22 protein-coding genes and 1 pseudogene are annotated in these 21,456 nt (G+C 55.7%); 9 read left to right on the forward strand and 14 right to left on the reverse strand.

The annotated features are described in order from the left end of the window. Positions 1–8 precede the first annotated feature (8 nt). Together secF and L2Y28_RS04695 are read left to right on the forward strand one after the other, a co-directional pair. A complete protein-coding gene (secF, locus tag L2Y28_RS04690) occupies positions 9–980 on the forward strand; it encodes a protein translocase subunit SecF (RefSeq protein ID WP_003859105.1) in 972 nt (323 codons plus the stop codon). 70 nt (positions 981–1,050) lie between these two features. After that, positions 1,051–1,161, forward strand: a pseudogene (locus tag L2Y28_RS04695) (DNA-binding transcriptional regulator); the annotation flags it as partial. Between the two features lie 88 nt (positions 1,162–1,249). Here the strand turns inward: L2Y28_RS04695 and L2Y28_RS04700 are convergent. After that, positions 1,250–2,134 carry a nucleoside-specific channel-forming protein Tsx gene (locus tag L2Y28_RS04700; RefSeq protein ID WP_032621817.1) on the reverse strand — a complete coding sequence of 295 codons (885 nt, stop codon included), beginning with the start codon at positions 2,132–2,134 and terminating at the stop codon, positions 1,250–1,252. 268 nt (positions 2,135–2,402) lie between these two features. After that, positions 2,403–2,942 carry a DUF3251 domain-containing protein gene (locus tag L2Y28_RS04705; protein WP_022647224.1) on the reverse strand — a complete coding sequence of 180 codons (540 nt, stop codon included), beginning with the start codon at positions 2,940–2,942 and terminating at the stop codon, positions 2,403–2,405. Between the two features lie 152 nt (positions 2,943–3,094). Between L2Y28_RS04705 and nrdR the strand changes: the two genes are divergently transcribed. The 5 genes from nrdR to thiL all read left to right on the forward strand — a co-directional run bounded on the left by nrdR (position 3,095) and on the right by thiL (position 6,700). Beyond that, a complete protein-coding gene (nrdR, locus tag L2Y28_RS04710; RefSeq protein WP_003859099.1) occupies positions 3,095–3,544 on the forward strand; it encodes a transcriptional regulator NrdR in 450 nt (149 codons plus the stop codon). 4 nt (positions 3,545–3,548) lie between these two features. After that, positions 3,549–4,652: a bifunctional diaminohydroxyphosphoribosylaminopyrimidine deaminase/5-amino-6-(5-phosphoribosylamino)uracil reductase RibD gene (gene ribD, locus L2Y28_RS04715; RefSeq protein ID WP_022647225.1), complete on the forward strand. Its 1,104-nt coding sequence runs from the start codon at positions 3,549–3,551 to the stop codon at positions 4,650–4,652. Positions 4,653–4,739: 87 nt separating this feature from the next. Continuing rightward, on the forward strand, positions 4,740–5,210 hold the full coding sequence (gene ribE, locus L2Y28_RS04720) for a 6,7-dimethyl-8-ribityllumazine synthase (RefSeq protein ID WP_003859098.1): 471 nt from the start codon (positions 4,740–4,742) through the stop codon (positions 5,208–5,210). A 21-nt stretch (positions 5,211–5,231) separates the two neighbouring features. After that, positions 5,232–5,651 carry a transcription antitermination factor NusB gene (nusB, locus tag L2Y28_RS04725; protein WP_006809908.1) on the forward strand — a complete coding sequence of 140 codons (420 nt, stop codon included), beginning with the start codon at positions 5,232–5,234 and terminating at the stop codon, positions 5,649–5,651. Positions 5,652–5,728: 77 nt separating this feature from the next. Next, on the forward strand, positions 5,729–6,700 hold the full coding sequence (gene thiL, locus L2Y28_RS04730) for a thiamine-phosphate kinase (protein WP_022647226.1): 972 nt from the start codon (positions 5,729–5,731) through the stop codon (positions 6,698–6,700). A 69-nt stretch (positions 6,701–6,769) separates the two neighbouring features. Here thiL and L2Y28_RS04735 read toward each other — a convergent pair whose 3' ends face one another. The 4 genes from L2Y28_RS04735 to xseB all read right to left on the reverse strand — a co-directional run bounded on the left by L2Y28_RS04735 (position 6,770) and on the right by xseB (position 10,836). After that, a complete protein-coding gene (locus tag L2Y28_RS04735) occupies positions 6,770–7,744 on the reverse strand; it encodes an aldo/keto reductase (protein WP_022647227.1) in 975 nt (324 codons plus the stop codon). Between the two features lie 62 nt (positions 7,745–7,806). Continuing rightward, a complete protein-coding gene (dxs, locus tag L2Y28_RS04740; protein WP_022647228.1) occupies positions 7,807–9,669 on the reverse strand; it encodes a 1-deoxy-D-xylulose-5-phosphate synthase in 1,863 nt (620 codons plus the stop codon). A gap of 24 nt (positions 9,670–9,693) precedes the next feature. Then, entirely contained in the window at positions 9,694–10,593 is a 900-nt protein-coding gene (gene ispA / locus L2Y28_RS04745; RefSeq protein WP_022647229.1) for a (2E,6E)-farnesyl diphosphate synthase, read from the reverse strand. Then, positions 10,594–10,836, reverse strand: a complete 243-nt coding sequence (gene xseB, locus L2Y28_RS04750) for an exodeoxyribonuclease VII small subunit (protein WP_003859094.1) — start codon at positions 10,834–10,836, stop codon at positions 10,594–10,596. It lies immediately after the preceding gene. A 178-nt stretch (positions 10,837–11,014) separates the two neighbouring features. Between xseB and thiI the strand changes: the two genes are divergently transcribed. Beyond that, complete coding sequence (gene thiI / locus L2Y28_RS04755; RefSeq protein ID WP_022647230.1) at positions 11,015–12,463, forward strand: tRNA uracil 4-sulfurtransferase ThiI; 1,449 nt, start codon at positions 11,015–11,017, stop codon at positions 12,461–12,463. A gap of 87 nt (positions 12,464–12,550) precedes the next feature. Here the strand turns inward: thiI and yajL are convergent, their stop codons facing one another. Continuing rightward, positions 12,551–13,141 (reverse strand): protein deglycase YajL, encoded by a 591-nt coding sequence (yajL, locus tag L2Y28_RS04760; RefSeq protein ID WP_022647231.1) that lies wholly within the window; start codon positions 13,139–13,141, stop codon positions 12,551–12,553. Beyond that, the gene (gene panE, locus L2Y28_RS04765; RefSeq protein ID WP_022647232.1) at positions 13,104–14,015 is read right to left on the reverse strand and encodes a 2-dehydropantoate 2-reductase; all 912 of its coding nucleotides are present in this window, start codon (positions 14,013–14,015) and stop codon (positions 13,104–13,106) included. Before panE ends, yajL begins: the two co-directional genes overlap by 38 nt. 125 nt (positions 14,016–14,140) lie before the next feature. On the opposite strand from panE, the gene L2Y28_RS04770 reads away from it, so the two are divergent. Beyond that, positions 14,141–14,632, forward strand: a complete 492-nt coding sequence (locus tag L2Y28_RS04770) for a YajQ family cyclic di-GMP-binding protein (RefSeq protein WP_022647233.1) — start codon at positions 14,141–14,143, stop codon at positions 14,630–14,632. Between the two features lie 32 nt (positions 14,633–14,664). Here the strand turns inward: L2Y28_RS04770 and L2Y28_RS04775 are convergent, their stop codons facing one another. The 6 genes from L2Y28_RS04775 to L2Y28_RS04800 form a co-directional block, all read right to left on the reverse strand. Beyond that, positions 14,665–16,026: an MFS transporter gene (locus tag L2Y28_RS04775; protein WP_022647234.1), complete on the reverse strand. Its 1,362-nt coding sequence runs from the start codon at positions 16,024–16,026 to the stop codon at positions 14,665–14,667. Between the two features lie 114 nt (positions 16,027–16,140). Then, positions 16,141–16,788, reverse strand: a complete 648-nt coding sequence (gene fucA, locus L2Y28_RS04780; protein ID WP_017383181.1) for an L-fuculose-phosphate aldolase — start codon at positions 16,786–16,788, stop codon at positions 16,141–16,143. 28 nt (positions 16,789–16,816) lie between these two features. Further along, positions 16,817–17,812, reverse strand: coding sequence for a LacI family DNA-binding transcriptional regulator (locus tag L2Y28_RS04785; RefSeq protein ID WP_022647235.1), 996 nt, complete (start codon positions 17,810–17,812; stop codon positions 16,817–16,819). 60 nt (positions 17,813–17,872) lie between these two features. Then, on the reverse strand, positions 17,873–19,462 hold the full coding sequence (locus tag L2Y28_RS04790; protein WP_032621616.1) for an FGGY-family carbohydrate kinase: 1,590 nt from the start codon (positions 19,460–19,462) through the stop codon (positions 17,873–17,875). Positions 19,463–19,473: 11 nt separating this feature from the next. Next, positions 19,474–20,424, reverse strand: coding sequence for an ABC transporter substrate-binding protein (locus L2Y28_RS04795; RefSeq protein ID WP_000858088.1), 951 nt, complete (start codon positions 20,422–20,424; stop codon positions 19,474–19,476). A 46-nt stretch (positions 20,425–20,470) separates the two neighbouring features. Beyond that, positions 20,471–21,454, reverse strand: coding sequence for an ABC transporter permease (locus L2Y28_RS04800; protein ID WP_058655696.1), 984 nt, complete (start codon positions 21,452–21,454; stop codon positions 20,471–20,473). Between the last annotated feature and the right edge of the window lie 2 nt (positions 21,455–21,456).

A 21,456-nucleotide genomic window follows, 5' to 3' on the forward strand; every position in this document is an offset into this window, starting at 1 on the left:
AGTGCGTTGTGGCACAGGAATATACTGTTGAACAATTGAACCACGGCCGTAAAGTCTGGGACTTTATGCGCTGGGACTACTGGGCCTTCGGCATTTCAGGTTTTCTGCTGATCTTGTCCATCGTCATTATGGGCGTGAAAGGCTTTAACTGGGGTCTGGATTTCACCGGTGGTACGGTGATCGAAATTACCCTGGAAAAACCAGTCGATATGGACCAGATGCGTGAGTCTCTGCAAAAAGCGGGCTTTGAAGAGCCGTTGCTACAGAACTTCGGCAGCAGCCGCGACATCATGGTGCGTATGCCGCCGGTACACGATGCCAACGGCAGCCAGGAGCTGGGCAGCAAGGTCGTTCAGGTTATTAACGAAACGACCAGCCAGGATGCAACGGTTAAGCGTATTGAGTTTGTCGGCCCGAGCGTTGGTGCTGACCTGGCGCAGACCGGTGCGATGGCGCTGCTGGTGGCGCTGATCTCGATTCTGATTTACGTCGGTTTCCGCTTTGAGTGGCGACTGGCGGCAGGCGTGGTTATCGCTCTGGCGCACGACGTGGTGATCACCATGGGCATACTGTCTCTCTTCCACATTGAGATTGACCTGACGATTGTGGCATCCCTGATGTCCGTTATCGGTTACTCACTGAACGACAGTATCGTGGTATCTGACCGTATTCGTGAAAACTTCCGTAAGATCCGTCGCGGCACGCCGTACGAAATCTTTAACGTGTCGTTGACCCAGACGCTGCACCGTACGTTGATCACCTCCGGCACCACCCTGATGGTGATCCTGATGCTGTTCCTGTTCGGTGGCCCGGTGCTGGAAGGCTTCTCGCTGACCATGCTGATCGGTGTGTCTATCGGTACGGCCTCGTCTATCTACGTCGCGTCCGCGCTGGCGCTGAAGCTGGGCATGAAGCGCGAGCATCTGATCCAGCAGAAAGTCGAGAAAGAAGGGGCGGATCAGCCGTCCATTCTGCCGTAAGAGTCTTATGCGGTATCGAAATCCCGGCCTGCTGGCCGGGATTTTTTTTGTCTATTCCTGACAGTATGCATATCGCTGCTTCCGGCTCGACAGGTGCCTCAATATTGTGCAGACGGAGAGACGCTTTAGCGAAAGTGCGGACAGAGCTCTGGCAGATTTTTTGCGGAAGGTGAAGCAGTAAAAAGCCGGGTGGCGGCTACGCCTTACCCGGCCTACATTCGGATCGTAGGCCCGGCAAGCGCAGCGCCGCCGGGCGAAGTCCGCACAGGTTAGAAGTTGTAACCCACGACCAGGTAACCACCCCAACCGGTAGAGCGAACGCTGAAGTCGCCGTTGCCGAAGTTCAGGCTGGCGTCGTCGTTCCACTGGCCACCGTTGTGCCAGTAACGCGCAACAACAGAGTAGTGCCAGTGATCGTAGTTCAGCGCCAGGATGTGGCTGGAGGCGATGGAGTTACTGGTACGAGCATGCTTCCCGTTGTTGTCATAGAAGTTATCGTCGCCCAGGTCTGAACCCCAGTCAAAGTTGGTGAAGCCGATATAGCTCAGGTTACCGCCCCACAGCTGAGTGATTGGCACAAAGTATTTCACTTTGAAACGGTAGCCATCCCACTCGTTCTCATTTGATGCGCCATAGTTCTGCCACTGGTATTTCGCATACACGTTCAGTGACAGGCTCATTGGCAGGCCGGTTTCGATGTCAGTACCCAGACCCATATACCAGGTGCTCTGTTCCTGAGAATCGTTGCGACCCATGTCATAGATGTAGTTGTTCGCGAAGTACCACTCTTTGAACGGACCAAACGCCAGGCTGGTTCCGGTCAGTTTGTCGATAGAGAAACGCGGTTCGATTTCCATGAACAGCGGGGAGCCATTGTTCCAGATACCTTTCGCATCGGAGTTACCGCCGAAGAATACCGGCAGATCGACGTAGCCGTAGAAATCAAACCAGTCTTTCTTGGCAAACGCTTCGTATTCCAGGTAGGTATCGTTGCGGATCTGCGGCCCGAAACGGGTGTGGTAGCTGCCTACCACGTTAACGCTCTGGTGCCACCAGTCGGAGAGATATTGTGGTTTGTCGTTTTCCGCTGCGTTAACAGTGAAAGAGGAGGACAGTGCCAGCACGGCGCCAGCTGCGAGTAATGTTTTTTTCATAATCATGCCACTGATTGAAATTCCCTTCCGGGAGTGAAAAATGCGCGAATTGCGTTTCTAAATATTTCGTGTTTCTGCGGAGCCTATTATAGGAATCCTTGCTCACAAAAATATGTGTTGTTTCACATATCTCTCACATACGTAATCGATTGCGTTCACGTTTGCGTACTTTAAACGGCCGGGATTGTAGCGGCAATCATTTATGTTGCCAATCCATACGAAATGTAAATGTTAGCGGAGTGACATTTCACTCCGCTAAAAGGGCGGGTTATTGCGCGGCAGGTTGAATGTCGTGAATGCGGATAAAGCCCAACTGTTCTGGCGTCAGTCCGCTCAGCTGGAGCGGGATATCAACATCGCTCGGTGCCAGCGTGCTGGCGGGGGCGGTGAAGAGCTGATTCTTCACATTCACCTCCTGATAGCTCTCCGTGGTGCCCTGAATCTGGCCCCACTCTACGGTGCCGCTGAAGGCGGGAAGCGGATCGTTGGATTCACCCTGAATGCGTAATGTTGCGCGCGTACCATCGGCATTCGCTGCAACATTCACCAGAGACATCCTTAGCGTGCCAATCTGGCTGTTCAGACGCGCGGGCGTGTTTGCGCCCGGCAATAAATAAACGCCATTGCTGGATTTGGCATTCAGCGCGTTCTGCTGGGTGATCTTCACGGTTTCTTTATTAAGTTTGTCCATCGCCACATTGAGCGTATTCACGCTTTGTTTCATCTCGCGAACTTCACTTTGCTGTGCGCAGGCGCTGAGCGTGAACAGGCTCCCAACCAGCACTATTTTCAGGTAACGTCTTGTCATTGCGTTTAATTCCTTGAAATCACACATTGCTGCAATGGTAGACAGGATAGTGGCGTCAGGCATAGATCCTTTGTCTCAAAAAGCTCTTCCTTTGTTGTCGGGCCAGTTCAGGGTAAAATAGAAATCAGTTAACCAGATAACAGGGACATCGTATGCATTGCCCATTTTGCTCCGCTGTGGATACCAAAGTCATCGACTCACGTCTTGTAGGCGAAGGGTCTTCCGTGCGTCGTCGTCGGCAGTGTCTGGTGTGCAACGAGCGTTTTACCACCTTCGAGGTGGCAGAGCTGGTAATGCCGCGCGTGGTAAAAAGTAACGATGTGCGCGAACCGTTCAATGAAGAAAAACTGCGTAGCGGGATGCTCAAGGCGCTGGAAAAACGGCCCGTCAGCTCCGATGACGTCGAAATGGCGTTAAATCATATTAAATCTTATCTGCGGGGGCTAGGTGAGCGCGAAGTGCCGAGCAAAATGATCGGTAACCTGGTGATGGAACAGCTGAAAAAGCTCGATAAAGTCGCCTATATTCGCTTCGCCTCCGTTTACCGCAGCTTCGAAGACATTAAAGAGTTTGGCGAAGAGATCGCCCGCTTACAGGATTAAGCCTATGCAGGACGAGATGTACATGGCGAGAGCCATGAAGCTGGCACAGCGCGGTCGGTTTACCACTCACCCTAACCCTAATGTCGGGTGCGTCATTGTTAAAGATGGCGAGATCGTGGGTGAAGGTTTTCACTACCGCGCAGGCGAGCCGCACGCTGAAGTGCATGCCCTGCGCATGGCGGGGGAGAGGGCGCGTGGCGCGACGGCTTACGTGACGCTGGAGCCATGCAGTCATCACGGGCGCACGCCTCCGTGCTGCGAAGCACTGATTGCGGCGGGAGTCTCGCGCGTTGTCGCCGCCATGCAGGATCCTAACCCGCAGGTGGCGGGCCGCGGGCTGTATCGTCTGCAACAGGAAGGGATCGACGTCAGTCACGGCCTGATGATGCAGGATGCCGAAGCCATCAACAAAGGCTTCCTGAAGCGTATGCGCACCGGTTTCCCGTTTATCCAGCTTAAGCTTGGCGCGTCACTGGATGGCCGCACGGCGATGGCGAACGGCGAGAGCCAGTGGATCACCTCGCCACAGGCAAGGCGCGATGTGCAACGTCTGCGCGCACAAAGCCATGCTATTCTCACCAGCAGTGAAACGGTGCTGGCTGACGATCCGGTCCTGACCGTGCGCTGGGATGAGCTGAATGCCGATACCCAGGCACTCTATCCGCAGGAGAACCTGCGTCAGCCGCTGCGCATTATTATTGATAGCCAGAACCGCGTGACGCCGGAACACCGCATCGTGCAGCAGCCGGGGGAAACCTGGATTGCCCGCACCAAAGAAGATACGCGCGAATGGCCGCAAGGCGTGCGCAGTATTATGGTGCCGGAACACAACGGGCATCTCGATCTGGTGGTGCTGATGATGCTGCTGGGTAAACAGCAGGTCAACAGCATCTGGGTCGAAGCCGGTCCGACGCTCGCCGGCGCGCTGCTCCAGGCAGGGCTGGTGGATGAGCTTCTGGTCTACGTTGCGCCTAAACTGTTAGGTAACGACGCGCGCGGCCTGTTTGTGCTGCCCGGCCTTGAAAAACTGGCCGATGCGCCGCAACTCTCATTCAGCGAGATTCGTCCGGTAGGCCCGGATGTCTGCCTCCATTTAACGACAGCGTAATTGCTCCTGAAATAGGGAAGCAGTGCGCAAAGTATTATGATAAAATCCGCCCCCCTGCGGGGCCAAATGAACCCGTAAAGGAAGAGTATGAACATTATTGAAGCTGCTGTAGCTACCCCGGACGCTCGCGTCGCCATCACCATTGCGCGTTTCAACAACTTCATCAACGACAGCCTGCTGGAAGGTGCGGTTGACGCCCTGAAACGTATCGGCCAGGTTAAAGATGACAACATTACCGTCGTTTGGGTACCAGGTGCTTACGAACTGCCACTGGCAGCGGGCGCGCTGGCGAAAACCGGTAAATACGACGCGGTGATTGCACTGGGTACTGTTATTCGTGGCGGCACTGCGCACTTCGAATACGTTGCGGGCGGTGCAAGCAATGGTCTGGCGCACGTTGCACAGGATGCTGAAATTCCTGTCGCGTTCGGCGTACTGACTACCGAAAGTATTGAACAAGCCATCGAACGTGCTGGCACCAAAGCCGGTAACAAAGGTGCAGAAGCTGCACTGACCGCGCTTGAAATGATCAATGTATTGAAAGCCATCAAGGCCTGATTTTTTTGTAAGGGGAATTCCGTGAAACCTGCTGCTCGTCGCCGCGCCCGTGAATGTGCCGTCCAGGCACTTTACTCCTGGCAGTTGTCCCAGAACGACATCGCTGATGTTGAATACCAGTTCCTGTCAGAACAGGACGTGAAAGACGTTGACGTTCTGTACTTCCGTGAACTGCTGTCGGGAGTGGCGACTAATAGCGCGTATCTCGATGGTCTGATGAAGCCATACCTGTCCCGTCTGCTCGAAGAGCTGGGCCAGGTCGAAAAAGCAGTGTTGCGTATCGCGCTGTTTGAGCTGTCTAAACGTGATGATGTGCCGTACAAAGTGGCCATCAACGAAGCGATCGAACTGGCAAAAACCTTCGGCGCTGAAGACAGCCACAAGTTTGTAAACGGCGTGCTGGATAAAGCCGCACCTGCGATCCGTCCCCACAAAAAGTGATCCGCAAACCGGAGTCTTGCATTGCCTTTTTGGCAGTGCGGCTCCGGTTTTTTCTTTTATTTGCTGAGGCATAACGTATGGCATGCGGCGAATTCTCCCTGATTGCCCGTTATTTCGACCGTGTCAGAACCTCTCGTCTTGATGTTGAAACCGGCATTGGCGATGATTGTGCACTACTCAATATTCCCGAAAAACAGACGCTGGCAATCAGCACCGACACCTTAGTATGTGGGCGTCACTTCCTGCCCGATATCGATCCTGCCGACCTGGCGTATAAGGCGCTGGCGGTCAACGTTAGCGATCTGGCGGCAATGGGCGCCGACCCGGCCTGGCTGACGCTGGCTCTGACCCTGCCGGAGGTGGATGAAGCCTGGCTTGAAGCCTTCAGCGATGCCCTGTTTGAACAGCTGAATTATTACGATATGCAGCTGATTGGCGGTGATACCACCGCCGGGCCGCTGTCGATGACCCTGGCAATCCACGGCTATGTGCCAGCGGGGCGCGCGCTGAAGCGTTCGGGCGCAAAACCGGGCGACTGGATCTACGTGACCGGTACGCCGGGGGATAGCGCGGCCGGGCTGGCGATCCTTCAGAACCGTTTAGCAGTTGAAGATGCTGACGATGCGGCGTACCTGGTGAAGCGCCACCTGCGGCCCACGCCGCGTATTTTGCACGGTCAGGCGCTGCGCGAGCGGGCCAGTTCTGCTATCGATCTCTCTGACGGGCTGATCTCCGATCTCGGCCATATCCTGAAGGCCAGTGGCGTGGGCGCACGGATCGATCTGGATCTGTTCCCACTGTCAGAGCCGTTGCGTCGCCATGCCGATCCTGAACAGGCGCTGCGCTGGGCACTATCCGGTGGGGAAGATTATGAGCTGTGCTTTACCGTTCCCGAGCTGAATCGCGGGACGCTGGATGTGGCGTTAGCGCATCTGGGGGCGAAATTTACCTGCATCGGGCAGGTGATGCCGGAAAGTGAAGGGCTGCTGTTTGTCCGCGACGGCGCCCCGGTTACGCTTGACTGGAAAGGGTACGATCACTTCGCGTAATTTTGTGCGCTCTGTATTGCCGGGTGGCGCTGCGCTTACCCGGCCTACGGATTTTGTTCCCTGAATTGTTTATTTAAACCCTACCACCGGATGTTGCTGATACGGCGTCTCCAGCTCGGCAATCTGCTCCGGCGTCAACGATAAGTCCACCGCACTCAACAACTCGTCCAGCTGTTCTTCCCGCGATGTGCCCACAATCGGCGCGGCGACACCGCGCTTGCTCAGCAGCCACGCCAGCGCAACCTGTGCGCGCGTTGCACCGATATCGTCGGCGATCCCGGCTAATCGTTCGGCAATCAACGCATCGCTGGCTTCTGTATCGTCATACAGATTTTTACCTACTTCATCCGATACCAGCCGGGCGGTAGTTTCACCCCACGGACGGGTTAACCTTCCGCGCGCCAGCGGGCTCCACGGGATCACCGCCACGCCTTCCTGGTAGCAGAGCGGCAGCATCTCGCGTTCTTCTTCCCGGTAGATCAGGTTGTAGTGATCCTGCATAGTGACAAAACGCGCCCAGCCATGCTGCGCCTGGAGATCGAGCGCCTGAGCAAACTGTGAGGCATGCATGGACGATGCGCCGATGTAGCGCGCTTTACCGGCTTTCACGACGTCGTTCAACGCTTCAAGCGTCTCTTCGATCGGCGTGTTGTAATCCCAGCGGTGAATTTGCAGCAGGTCGACGTAATCCATATTCAGGCGTCTGAGGCTGTCATCAATGGAGCGCAGGATCTGTGCGCGAGAAAGGCCTTCCGCCAGATCGCCTGACGGGTAATACACTTTGGTGGCGACCACAATCTCATCCCGACGGGCAAAATCTCGCAGGGCGCGGCCCACAATCTCTTCGCTGCTGCCGTCGGAGTAGCTGTTGGCGGTATCGAAGAAGTTGATGCCGCCGTCAATGGCGCGCTTAATGATAGGGCGGCTGCTCTCTTCAGGCAGCGTCCAGGCGTGATTTCCCCGGTCAGGCTCGCCAAACGTCATGCAGCCCAGGCAAAGCCGGGACACCTTGAGGTCTGTTTTTCCTAATGTCGTGTATTGCATGGTTCCGCTCCTGCTGTTTAAACAATACGTTTAAGCATAGCAGGAGCAGAAAAGGGGAGGGATCAGGCCAGCCAGGTGCGGATTTTAGCTTCGATACCGACGGCGTCCAGGCCAATGTCGGCGCGCGCCTCGTCCTGAGTGCCTTGCGGGATGAAGTGGTCCGGCAGGCCGAGATTAAGCACCGGAACGACTTTACGGTTCGCCATCAGCACTTCGTTCACGCCGCTACCCGCGCCACCCATGATGGCGTTCTCTTCCAGCGTGACCAGCACCTCATGGCTTTCCGCCATGCTCAGAATCAGAGATTCATCGAGCGGCTTCACAAATCGCATATCGACGAGCGTCGCATTCAGGGTTTCAGCGACTTTTGCCGCTTCCGGCATCAGCGTACCAAAGTTCAGGATCGCCACTTTTTCACCGCGACGTTTCACCAGACCTTTACCGATATCCAGTTTTTCCAGCGGCCGTAATTCAACGCCAAGGGCATTGCCGCGTGGATAACGTACCGCACAGGGACCGTCCTGATAGTGGTAACCGGTATACAGCATCTGACGACACTCGTTTTCGTCGCTTGGCGTCATGATCACCATGTCCGGGATGCAGCGCAGGAAGGAGAGGTCAAATGCGCCCTGGTGCGTCTGGCCGTCAGCCCCCACGATGCCCGCACGGTCGATAGCAAACAGCACCGGCAGCTTCTGGATGGCAACGTCATGGATCACCTGATCGTAGGCGCGTTGCAGGAAGGTAGAGTAAATCGCTACCACCGGCTTGTAGCCGCCAATCGCCAGGCCCGCTGCGAAGGTTACCGCGTGCTGCTCGGCAATGGCGACGTCGAAATACTGGTCCGGGTATTTTTTGGAAAACTCGACCATGCCGGAGCCTTCACGCATGGCAGGCGTCACCGCCATCAGCGTGTTGTCTTTCGCCGCCGTTTCGCACAGCCAGTCGCCAAAGATTTTTGAGTAGCTCGGCATTCCGCCGCTGCTTTTCGGCAGACAACCGCTGGTATGGTCGAACTTGGGCACCGCGTGGAAGGTGATCGGATCTTTTTCCGCCGGTTCGTAACCACGCCCTTTTTTGGTCATGATGTGCAGGAACTGCGGGCCTTTCAGGTCGCGCATATTTTTAAGCGTCGTCACCAGGCCCAGCACATCGTGGCCATCCACCGGGCCAATATAGTTAAAGCCCAGCTCTTCGAACAGCGTACCCGGCACGACCATGCCTTTGATATGTTCTTCGGTACGCTTAAGCAGCTCTTTGATCGGCGGTACGCCGGAGAAGACTTTTTTCCCGCCTTCGCGCAGTGAGGAGTAAAGCTTACCGGACAGCAGCTGCGCCAGATGGTTATTCAGCGCGCCGACGTTCTCGGAGATCGACATTTCGTTATCGTTGAGGATCACCAGCATGTCCGGTTTGATATCGCCCGCGTGGTTCATGGCCTCAAAAGCCATCCCGGCGGTGATCGCCCCGTCACCAATCACGCAGACGGTACGGCGTTGCTTATTCTCTTTTTCGGCGGCAACGGCAATCCCGATGCCTGCGGAAATGGAGGTGGAAGAGTGGCCGACGCTTAACACGTCAAACTCGCTCTCGCCGCGCCACGGGAACGGATGCAGGCCGCCTTTCTGGCGAATGGTGCCAATCTTATCGCGACGTCCGGTCAGAATTTTGTGCGGATAGGCCTGGTGGCCAACATCCCAGATCAGCTGATCGAACGGCGTGTTATAGACGTAATGCAACGCCACGGTCAGCTCAACCGTGCCAAGTCCGGAGGCGAAGTGGCCGCTGGAGCGGCTAACGCTGTCGAGCAGGTAGCGACGCAGCTCGTCACACAGCTTCGGCAGACTCTCTTTCGGCAACAGACGTAACTCCTGAGTGGAGTCAACTAACGCCAGTGTCGGGTATTTGGCAATATCAAAACTCATCAAAGGCTCATCGAGATATATAGTTTATTTATTACGCTGGATTATGTAGTCCGCTAGCGCTTCCAGTGCCGAGGTATCCAGCGATTGCGCGGCCAGCTCATTCAGTGACCGGCGGGCATCGTCTATCAGATCCCGGGCTTTACGTTGGGCATGCTCAAGGCCCAACAGGGCGGGGTAGGTACTTTTGCCAAGCTGCTGATCCGCACCCTGACGTTTTCCCAATGTTGCAGTATCGCCCACCACATCCAGAATGTCATCCTGAACCTGGAATGCCAGACCGATACTTTCTGCGTATCTGTCCAGAATCGGCAGGGCTTTACGCCCGCGTTCACCCGCGCTCAGCGCGCCCAGACGAACGGCTGCCCGAATCAGGGCGCCCGTTTTGTGACGGTGGATGCGCTCCAGCTGTTCCAGAGTTACCTGACGACCTTCAGCCTCTAAATCCAGCGCCTGGCCGCCGCACATCCCGGCGACGCCGCTGGCCATTGCCAGTTCGGACACCATTGCCAGACGATCGCGATCGCTCACTTCAACCATCGGCGCATCGCTCAGAATGGAGAACGCCAGGGTTTGCAGCGCATCACCCGCCAGAATGGCATTCGCTTCGCCGAACTTAATGTGGCAGGTCGGCTGACCGCGACGCAGATCGTCATCGTCCATGGCCGGCAAATCATCGTGGATCAGCGAATAGGCGTGGATACACTCCACGGCGGCTGCCGGGGCGTCCAGCGTGTTATCGCTGATACCGAACATGTTGCCCGTGGCATACACCAGGAACGGACGCAGGCGTTTACCCCCCAAGAGTGCGCCATAGTGCATGGCTTCAACCAGAGGAGTGTTCTGAAAAGGCTGCGGCTCAATGAAACGGCGCAGCGCGTCGTTGGCGCGGATGACGCGCGCCTGAAGCGCGTTGGAAAAATCCATTTACTCGGCGTCCGGTGTGAATGGCGTGGTTTTAGCGTCTTCGCTGTCGGAAAGCAGGATCTGCACACGCTGCTCGGCCTGCTGGAGTTTTACCTGCCCCTGGCGCGCGAGCTGCACGCCGCGTTCAAATTCGTTGAGCGCGTCTTCCAGCGGGAGATCGCCGCTCTCAAGACGGGTAACGATCTGCTCCAGTTCACTCAGCGCAGTTTCGAAACTGGCCGGTGCGTCGTTTTTCTTCGGCATAGTGAATTGACTCTTAAATTTTTCGCCCTGACATGGTAACGGACTCGGGGCAATTATCAAATAACGCGAGTGGCGCGATGGTGGTATACTTGCGCGCCTGGATGCAGCCACGGGTGTGGGCTGCTGTATCATTTTCCACTACAAGCCTTTATAAGCTTGCCTAAGAAACATTGCCGCCATGAAGTTTATCATTAAATTGTTCCCTGAAATCACCATCAAAAGCCAATCCGTGCGTTTGCGCTTTATTAAAATTCTCACCGGGAACATTCGTAACGTATTAAAACACTACGACGAAACGCTCGCCGTGGTGCGTCACTGGGACCACGTTGAAGTCCGCGCGAAAGACGAAAACAAACGTCTTGATATTCGCGACGCGCTGACCCGTATCCCGGGTATTCACCATATTCTGGAAGTGGAAGACGTTCCCTTCACCGATATGCACGATATCTTCGAAAAGGCGCTGGTACAGTACCGCGATCAGATCGAAGGGAAAACGTTCTGCGTACGCGTGAAGCGCCGTGGTAAGCATGAGTTTAGCTCCATTGACGTTGAGCGCTATGTCGGCGGCGGTCTGAACCAGCACGTTGAGACGGCGCGCGTGCGCCTGACTAATCCGGACGTTACCGTTAATCTTGAGATCGAAAACGATCGCCTGCTGCTGGTTAAGGGCCGTTATGAAGGTATTGGCGGCTTCCCGATCGGCACGCAAGAAGATGTGCTGTCGCTGATCTCCGGCGGGTTCGACTCCGGCGTTTCCAGCTATATGCTGATGCGTCGCGGCTGCCGCGTGCACTACTGCTTCTTTAATCTGGGCGGCGCGGCGCACGAAATCGGCGTACGTCAGGTGGCGCATTACCTGTGGAACCGCTTCGGCAGCTCTCACCGCGTGCGTTTCGTGGCGATCAACTTTGAGCCGGTGGTCGGCGAAATTCTTGAGAAAGTGGATGACGGCCAGATGGGCGTGGTCCTGAAACGTATGATGGTGCGTGCGGCGTCCAAAGTGGCTGAGCGCTACGGCGTGCAGGCGCTGGTCACCGGTGAAGCACTGGGGCAGGTCTCCAGCCAGACGCTGACCAACCTGCGTCTTATCGACAACGTGTCTGATACGCTGATCCTGCGTCCGCTGATCTCTCACGATAAAGAGCACATCATCGATCTGGCGCGTAAAATCGGTACTGAAGATTTTGCCCGCACCATGCCGGAATATTGCGGCGTGATCTCAAAAAGTCCAACCATTAAAGCGGTGAAGGCGAAGATCGAAGCGGAAGAAGAGAACTTCGATTTCAGCATCCTGGAAAAAGTGGTGGCGGAAGCGTCCAACATCGATATCCGTGAGATCGCCCAGCAGACCGAGCAGGACGTGGTTGAGGTGGAGACGGTCAGCGGCTTCGGTGCTAACGATACGATTCTGGATATACGTTCTGTTGATGAGCAGGATGACAAGCCGTTGCAGGTGGAAGGCGTGGAGGTGGTTTCGCTGCCGTTCTACAAGCTGAGCACCCAGTTTGGCGATCTCGACCAGAGCAAAACGTATCTGCTGTGGTGCGAACGTGGGGTCATGAGCCGTTTACAGGCGCTGTACCTGCGCGAGCAGGGCTTCGCGAACGTGAAGGTGTATCGCCCGTAGCCTATTGCCCGGTGGCGCTTCGCTTACCGGGCCTACGGTACCGTACACTTGTAGGCCGGGTAAGGCGTAGCCGCCACCCGGCTTTTTTTACTCGTAGTAGTTATAAATCCCTGCCGCCATCACCAGCGATGACGCCACTTCGTACGCTTTCTCACGCCCGACCAGCAGGTCAATAATCTTCAGGCCAAAATCAATGGCGGTGCCCGGCCCCTGGCTGGTGAGCAGGTTAACGCGCGGATCCCAGACCACGCGTTTATCCACCCACTGGTCTTCCGGAATCGTATCCTTCAGGCCTGGGAAGCCGGTCATATTGCCGATGGGGAAAATGTCGTGCGGAACCAGTACCGTACCTGCGGCCGCACAGATTGCCGCGACGATACGCCCGGAAAGATGAAACTGACGAACGGTTTCAACCAGCAGCGGGCTGTCGCGGAAACACTCCGCGCCCTTCAGACCGCCCGGCAGCACGATAATGTCGTAATCACCGTCCGCCACCTGTACAAGCGGTGCATCTGCCAGGATCTTGACCCCACGCGAGCAGGTAATCGCCAGACTTCCGTCGCTGGCGACGCTGGCGGTGGTAACCTTAATACCACCACGTACCATCAAATCAATGGTGGTGACCGCTTCTGTCTCTTCGCTACCAGGGGCGAGGCATACCAGTGCCGATGCGCTCATACTCACTCTCCTTTCGTTTAACTAACTCAAACAGACGGCTGTTTTCCGCAACGGTAATGCCGTGTGCCCGGGCGCGTTTTAACAGATAACCGGTAATGTAATCAATTTCGGTATGCCGCATAGCCCGGATATCCTGCAGCATTGAGGAGATATTTTCTGCCGTACTCTCAATGACCTGGTCGACATAATAACGTAAATCGGTTTCTGAGGTGTGGTAGCCTTCGCGTTCAATGACGGCGGCAACTTCCCGGCAAATCAGCGCTAACCGATCGGGATGCTGGCGCAGATCACCGTTAGGGCAATCCAGCAGGGCAGTCAGCGGATTGATCGCGCAGTTGACCGCCAGTTTGCGCCACAGTTCTGCGCGAATGTTATTGTGCCAGGCGACGTCAGGCAGCGTGCTTTGCAGGGTATCCGCAAGATAGCTGTAATCGCCGGGCTGTTCACGCGCCGGGCCGATATGGGTGATGCCACTGGCAACATGAATAATGACGTTACCGTCGCGGCGTGCCGCGTGGGTGGTTGTTCCCATCAGCAGCGGTTGCCGGACAGACTTTAGCTCTTCAATGGTACCCATACCGTTGTGAATCAGCAGGACTGGCGTGCTTTCAGGTAATTGGGCGGCCAGGCTTTTCACCGCATCGGAGACCTGCCAGGCCTTCAGCGTGACCAGCAGCAGATCGCTGCTCGCGAGAAATTCCGGATCGTTTGCCGTCAAAGACTCGTTAAAAATTGAACCGTCTGTACCCATCACATTCACACTGCAATAGGGTTGGGGAATTCGCAGCCAGCCCTGAACGTCGTGTCCCTGTTTGCATAGCGCGCTGAGCCAGAGTTGACCAAGGGCGCCGCATCCAAGCACTGTTACTTTCATTGTTCCTCCTCACCTGCAACTGCGCCAGGTGCTAAGACGCTAAGTATAGCGCCATCAGCTAAGCTTCTCGTTATGCCTCGTTGCAGGTATTATGCAACGCAACAAAAATGAAGGGAGAAGAAAAGATGCCATCTTTCGATATTGTTTCTGAAGTTGATCTGCAGGAAGCGCGTAACGGCGTAGATAATGCTATTCGTGAAGTGGAGTCACGTTTCGATTTTCGTGGCGTTGAGGCGACCATTGAACTGAACGACGCGAACAAGACAATCAAAGTCCTGAGTGAGTCTGATTTCCAGGTCAACCAACTGCTGGATATCCTGCGCGCCAAGCTGCTCAAGCGCGGCATTGAAGGGACCTCACTTGATGTACCGGAAGATTTTGTTCACAGCGGCAAAACCTGGTTTGTGGAAGCGAAGCTGAAGCAGGGGATTGAAAGCGCGGTACAGAAAAAAATCGTTAAGCTTATCAAAGACAGTAAGCTGAAAGTGCAGGCGCAGATCCAGGGGGAAGAGATCCGCGTGACCGGAAAATCCCGTGATGACCTGCAATCCGTGATGGCGCTGGTGCGTGGCGGCGATCTCGGTCAGCCATTCCAGTTTAAAAACTTCCGCGATTAAGACAATTATGCCCGGCTAAACCGGGCATTTTTTCACGCCTTCAGCGCCTGCTCTACCTCAAAGCGGTTAGTCACTTTGCTGTCAATTTTGACATACGCACTGCGCTCTTCCGGGACAATCAGCACTTCGCTCACGCCCTCTGTCGCTTCCAGACGCTGTTGTAACGCGTCACCGATTGCCACGTCATCGGGAATTTCTACCCGCAGGCTACTCACATAGCGCGGCTCTTTCATGGTGCTGGCAACAAACAGCCAGAGCATCGCCAGCAGCGCACCGGCGAGGAACACGGTCTGAGAATCAAAAAGGCCGTCCACCCAGCCGCCGAGGGACCCGCCGATCGCCACGCCGAGAAACTGGCTGGTGGAGTAAATGCCCATCGCGGTGCCTTTGTATCCTGCCGGAGACTCTTTGCTGATAAGCGACGGCAGCAGGGCTTCCATCAGATTAAACGCCAGGAAGAACAGCTGTACACCTGCGATCAGCTCCCAGAAATGTGGGCCGGCGCCCCACAGCACAATCTCGGCAATCAACAGTAACGCCACGCAGCCCACGAAGACGCGTTTCATTTTGCGCTTCACTTCGGCGTAAATAATGAAGGGCACAACGGAGACAAACGAGATCAGCATTGTGACCAGATAAATTTTCCAGTGCTCTGCCGCCGGGAAACCTGCTGCGGCAAGTTGACCGGGCAGGGCGACAAAGGTGGACATCAGCAGAATGTGCAGGCACATAATGCCGAAGTTCAGCTTAAGCAGGCGCGGCTCGGCGATGACTTTGCTGAAGCAGCCTTTGACCATCCCGGATTCACGGTTCAGGACATGGTTTTTACTGTCCGGCACAACCCACAGCGTGAGTGCGATCCCGATGGTTGCCAGCACGGCTATCATCCAGAACAGGGCGTGCAGGCCGAGTGAATGGGTAATAATCGGCCCCAGCACCATGGCAATGGCAAACGTAACGCCGAAGCTGACGCCAATAAACGCCATGGCTTTGGTGCGGTTTTGCTCGCGGGTTAAATCTGACAGCAGCGCCATCACGGCGGCGGCAATCGCCCCGGAACCTTGCAGGGCGCGGCCAAGAATAATTCCCCAGATGGAGTGGGAGAGGGCGGCGATGATGCTGCCAAGTACAAACACCAGCAGCCCGCCGACAATCAGCGGTTTGCGACCCACGCGGTCGGAGAGCAGGCCAAAGGGGATCTGGAATATCGCCTGCGCCAGGCCGTAGATACCGATCGCCAGACCAATCAGCGCTTCGCTGGCACCCTGTAACGCCATGCCATATGTGGTCAGAACGGGCAGGACCATAAACATGCCAAGCATCCGCAGCGAGAAAACAGTCCCTAAACCCCAGGTCGCACGCAGTTCGCCTGGCGTCATTTTATAATCGTTCATTACCACCTCTACCAAAAAGCAGGCCATAGTTTAGGCGGGGTGATAAGTGCGGTAAATAGGTGTTTGTTTAAGAGATATTACGAGGGTGTGATAAAAGCACCCCCGGATAAAAAATTACGCCTCGACGCGCAACCCGTAGCTTTTAAATTTCTCAAGAACAATGGCAATTTCATCGTCACTGAGTACCGGAACGGGATCCACGATCGCCAGCGTGGCCAGGTAGAGTTTTGCCAGCACCTCTACCTCCTGCGCCAGCCACAGTGCCTTCTCAAGATTTTCTTCGCAGGTGATCAGGCCGTGGTGCTGTAATAGCGTCGCTTTGCGATCGCGTAACGCGACCGCGACATGCTCTGACAGCGCGCGCGTCCCGAAGGTCGCGTAAGGCGCGCAGGGAATGGAGTTTCCCCCGGCGGCGGCAATCATATAGTGAATAGCAGGAATGGGGCGGTTGAGTATCGAGACGGCGGTACAGTTAACCGCATGGTTATGGACGACGGCGTTAGCATCCGGGCGGGTCTGATACACAACCTGATGAAAACGCCATTCGCTGGAGGGCAGTTTATCCTCTTCGTGTCGCCCCTGTGCATCGACATAGACGATACTCTCTTCGGTCAGATGCTCGTAGGGAATTCCGGTCGGCGTAATCAGCATACCGTCGCGATAGCGAACGCTGATATTCCCGGCGGTGCCCTGATTTAATCCCATGCGGGTCATCTCAAGGCAGGTGTCGATAATGTCTCTGGCTAATCGGGCTCGTTCCATTTTTTATTCTCCGGGTACAGTTTTATTTTTACTGGCGGGAACGTTTGACCAGCTTCATATCGACTTTCGCCGTCTCGTTGACCGCTTCGCCGTCGATGGCTCGCTGCATCAGTTCAAACGCTTTTTCCGCCCAGGTATCTTCATCCTGCTGCATGGACCAGACGCTGTTAGGCAGGAACCCCAGCATGGGGTGCTCATCGAAGGTGCCAATATTGATGTGTTGGGGCACAGTACCGGTACGCGTCCGCAGGGCTTCGATTGCCCCTTCCAGGACGGGTAACGATGAGGCGATAAACGCCTGCGGAACACCCTGGCTGTCGATAAGCGAATCCATCAGGGCATATCCGCCCTCCGGCGTATTGTCCGGCCCTTCGATGACCCACTCGCGATGGTGAATACCGGCTGTTTTCAGGGCCTGCAAATAGCCGTTCAGACGGTCCGTAATGCTGGGTAGTGCGGTATCGCCCACAAGGAACCAGAGCGGCGTTTTGCACTCTTCCAGCATATTGCTGGCCAGTTCATCCCCCCCAGCCTCGTTATGACTCTCTACCAGCGCGTTGTCAGTAAAGCCAAAATCCCGGTCGAGGAGCACCAGTGGCTTTTGGATCTGCCGCAAATGATGCTGCTGATTTTCCAGCGTCGAGGGAACGATAAATAAGCCGTCCACGTTGCGCGCCATCAGAGCTTTTACCAGCTTGTTTTCGTAATCCACATCGTTGTAAGTACAGCTGATCATCAGCTGGTAACCCGAACGGCGGCAGCGCAGTTCGAGTTTCTCGGCGAGCGTTGCAAAGAACACGTTTGAGATGTTGGGCACGATGAGCCCCAGCGTCTCGGTTTTGTTTAACTTCAGACTGCGCGCCGAATGGTTGAGGGTATAGCCGAAGCGCTCGACGTGTTCATTAATTCGGGACTGTGTTTTCACACTGATCCGATACTGTTCGGCTTTCCCGCTCAGTACCAGCCGCACGGTGGTGACGGATAAATTCAGATCCTTCGCTATCTGTTCAACTGTTTTGGCCATCGCTACGCCTCAATCCTTAACGTACGTAAAAACTGCTGATAAAGCATACGCATCCTGCCATTACATTTCCTGCTGCATCAGGAGATTAAGCGCCTGTTGCTGGGTCCACAGCATCAGGTACGCCTCATATTTTTGCCGGTGGAAGGCCGCGGTTTCCGGCCGACGGGTGATGATAGCGCCGGCTTTGACCATTTCCCGGGTGGCGTCGGTAAGCGTTGCCCATGCACCGCTCGCCACAGCGCCGCAAATGGCCGCGCCGAGAGTGACCGCATCTTCTTCGGCTAAAAGGTGAATATCGCAGCCTGTGGCATCGGCATACTCCCGCAGCCAGAGCCGGTTATGAGTAGCTCCACCACAAATGACAATGCGCGACAAGGTGTGCCCATGATGTTTCAGAGTATCCATAATGTGTCGTGTGCCGTAGGCAATGGCCTGTAGCGTGGCCAGATAGAGCCTCGCCAGCGCGCGCTCACCGGTCTCTAATGTCAGACCGACTACGCTGCCCCGGGCATCAGGACGCGAACGCGGCGAGCGGTTGCCGTGGTGATCGGCCAGAATGTGCAGGTTGCGGGTGGGATATTTTTCTTCCTGTTCAAGCGCGGCTACCCAGTCGTTGAGTAATGCCACCGGATGGCATTGCGCCGCTTCTGCTTTTGCAAACAGCTCTGCGCTGACTCCGTGCTCGCGCAACGTCCAGTCGACCAGCGCCCCGGCAGCACTTTGCCCGCCTTCCGTCAGCCAGTAGCCCGGCAGCATGGCGCTCCAGTAAGGTCCCCAGACGCCGGGCGTATGGATCTCCGTCTGACTGGCAAGCATATGGCAGTTCGAGGTTCCGCTGATGAGCGCCAGCGTGCCTTCCGGGTGTGAGCCCGTCAGCGCCACGCCACCCGCGTGGGCATCGATCATGCCGCTTGCCACAACCACTTCTTCGGACAAACCCAGAGCTTGCGCTGCCTGCGGGCTAAGTTTCCCGACGCATTCAGCGACGTCCAGAATAGTGCCGGGAATTTTTGTCAGTAAGTTTTCCAGCCCCACCGCTCTGAGCAGCGATTCGCTGAACTGCGCCTCATGCGCAAGGTAGTTCCATTTGCAGGTGAGGGTGCACAGGCTGGCGACGTCCTGGCCCGTCGCTTTCCAGACCAGAAAATCGGCAAGGTCGTAAAAGCGCCAGGCCTGATTCCATGTTTCAGGATGATGTCGCTGCAACCACAGCAGTTTTGGCAGTTCCATTTCAATACTCACCTCGCCGCCCACGTAGCACAGGGCCGGATCGCGTGTGGCATTGATGTGAACGGTTTCTTCGTGAGCACGATGATCCATCCACATAATGATGTCCTGCGATGCCGGACTGTCCGGGGAGACGCTCAGGCCGTTACCGTCAGCATCCAGCGCGACCAGCGAGCACGTGGCGTCGAAGCCAATCGAACGAATGGCGTCAGGTGAAATCCCAGAGGAGTCGACGGCTTCCCGCACCACCGCACAAACCTGCTGCCAGATTTCCACAGAGGATTGTTCCACGCGCGCATTGCTGGCGTGAAACTGCGAAATCGGACGGGTCGCGAAGCTCAAACGCTCGCCTTGCGCAGAGTAAAGCCCTGCACGAACGCTGGCTGAACCTACATCTACCCCGAGGAAATAGCCGTCACTCATCATGAACTTCCTTATTTTTTACCAAACGGATGCAGCAGTTTATCAATTTCAGGCGTGTTGATATTCTGCGCATTGACATATTTCACTGGAATATCAATTTCTTTGGCCACCGTCTGTCCGGAAATCACCGCGTTCAGCGCTTTTATGCCCTGATAACCAATCTGATAGGCGTCCTGCACCACGAAGCCCTGAATCACACCGTTTTTAAGGAAGTTAATGATGGCTTCGGTGCTGTCAAAACCGATGACTTTTACTTTGCCCTTCAGATTCTGGCTGTCGATAGCGTTCGCAACGCCCAGGGTTGAGCCTTCGTTGGTGGCATAAATACCGGCGATATCCGGGTTGGCCTGAACCATATCAATGGTTTTATCCATCGCTTTTTGCGGGTCGCCATCGCTGTATTGCACCGGAAGTACCTGAATATTCGGGTACTTCTCTTTCATCCGCTCGCTGAACCCTTCAGAGCGCTCAATGGCGGACGTCGTCCCGGCTACGTGAGCGATAATACCCACTTTCCCCTTCTGGCCTACCTGCTCTGCCAGCGCATCCGCAGCCTGTGCGCCCGCCTTACGGTTATTGGTGGCGACAAAGCTGGCCGGGATATCCGAGTTCACGCCCGAGTCGAAGGTCACCACTTTGATCCCCCGGCTGTTGGCGGTTTCGACCAGCGGGGCAAGGGCGTTTGCATCAAGTGCGGCCAGCAACAGGCCGTTTGGTTTTTGTGCCATGGTGTTTTCGACTAACTGGATCTGTTCGGCGATTTGCGTTTCATCGGCAGGGCCAACGTAGCTGGTTTTGTCACCCAACTCTTTTGCGGCAGCTTCCGTTCCCATTTTGACCGTCTGCCAGAATTCGTGCTGGTAACCTTTACTGACCACCGGCAGGTTTAAATCTTTTGCCAGCGCGCTGCTGGACAGGATGGCAACGAGCGACAGGGCGCTCAGGATATGGCTGGTTTTCATTATTTTGCTCCGTTGTAGGGTTGGCAGGGCTTGTTGTATCGAGAACCTAACGCATTCTTTTACGTAACGTGTCCAGGTAGACGGCGGCAACGACGACCACGCCCATCGCCACCATCTGCCAGAACTGGGACACGCCCATGAGATTGAGGCCGTTTTTCAGCACGCTCATAATGAACGCGCCTATGATGGTGCCGCCAATCGTGCCCACGCCGCCCATCAGACTGGTACCGCCGATCACTACCGCCGCAATGGCTTCCAGCTCATAACCCACGCCCACGGTTGGCTGGCCTGAGTTGAGACGAGAGGCGAGGATCACCCCGGCCACGCCGGTTAACAGGCCGCAGAAGGCGTAAACGAAAATTTTCACTCGCTGGACTTTGATCCCGGAAAGGTGTGCCGCCGTTTCATTGCTGCCGACAGCGTAGATATAGCGGCCCATCACCGTTTTCTTCAGGATCCACATGGCGATCAGTGCCACGATGACCAGGTAGAACACCGGATAAGGCAGAACGTCGAACAGGCGACCCTGTGCTAGCAGCTTGAACTGCGGGTAGTCAGAAAAATAAATCGCGCGGCCATCGGTCATCACCATATTGATGCCGCGTACCGACATCATTAAGCCGAGGGTGGCAATAAACGGTGGTATGGTCATTTTGGTGACCAGAAACGCGTTCACATAGCCGCAAAGTCCGCCTGCGAGCACGCCTGCCAGAATACAGACCGGCAACGGCATACCAAACCCGGCGGCGATGCCCACCGCAACCCCTGAGAACGCCACCACCGATCCGAGTGACAGGTCGATCCCGGCGGTAATAATCACAAAGGTCACGCCAATGGCCATGATGCCAATCACCGCCGTTTGCAGGGCGATAGTCATGATATTTTCAGTATTAAAGAAGAACGGTGAGCTGAAGCTGAAAAACAGAACCAGCAATACCAGGCTAAAAAGAGGCGCCAGACGCATCAGGAGCGCTTTATTTATTTTCATCGTATGACTTCGGCTTTGCGGCGATGGAACGGTAACGGACATGA

Source organism: Enterobacter sp. JH25 (assembly GCF_021725435.1).
GTDB classification, from domain to species: domain Bacteria; phylum Pseudomonadota; class Gammaproteobacteria; order Enterobacterales; family Enterobacteriaceae; genus Enterobacter; species Enterobacter intestinihominis.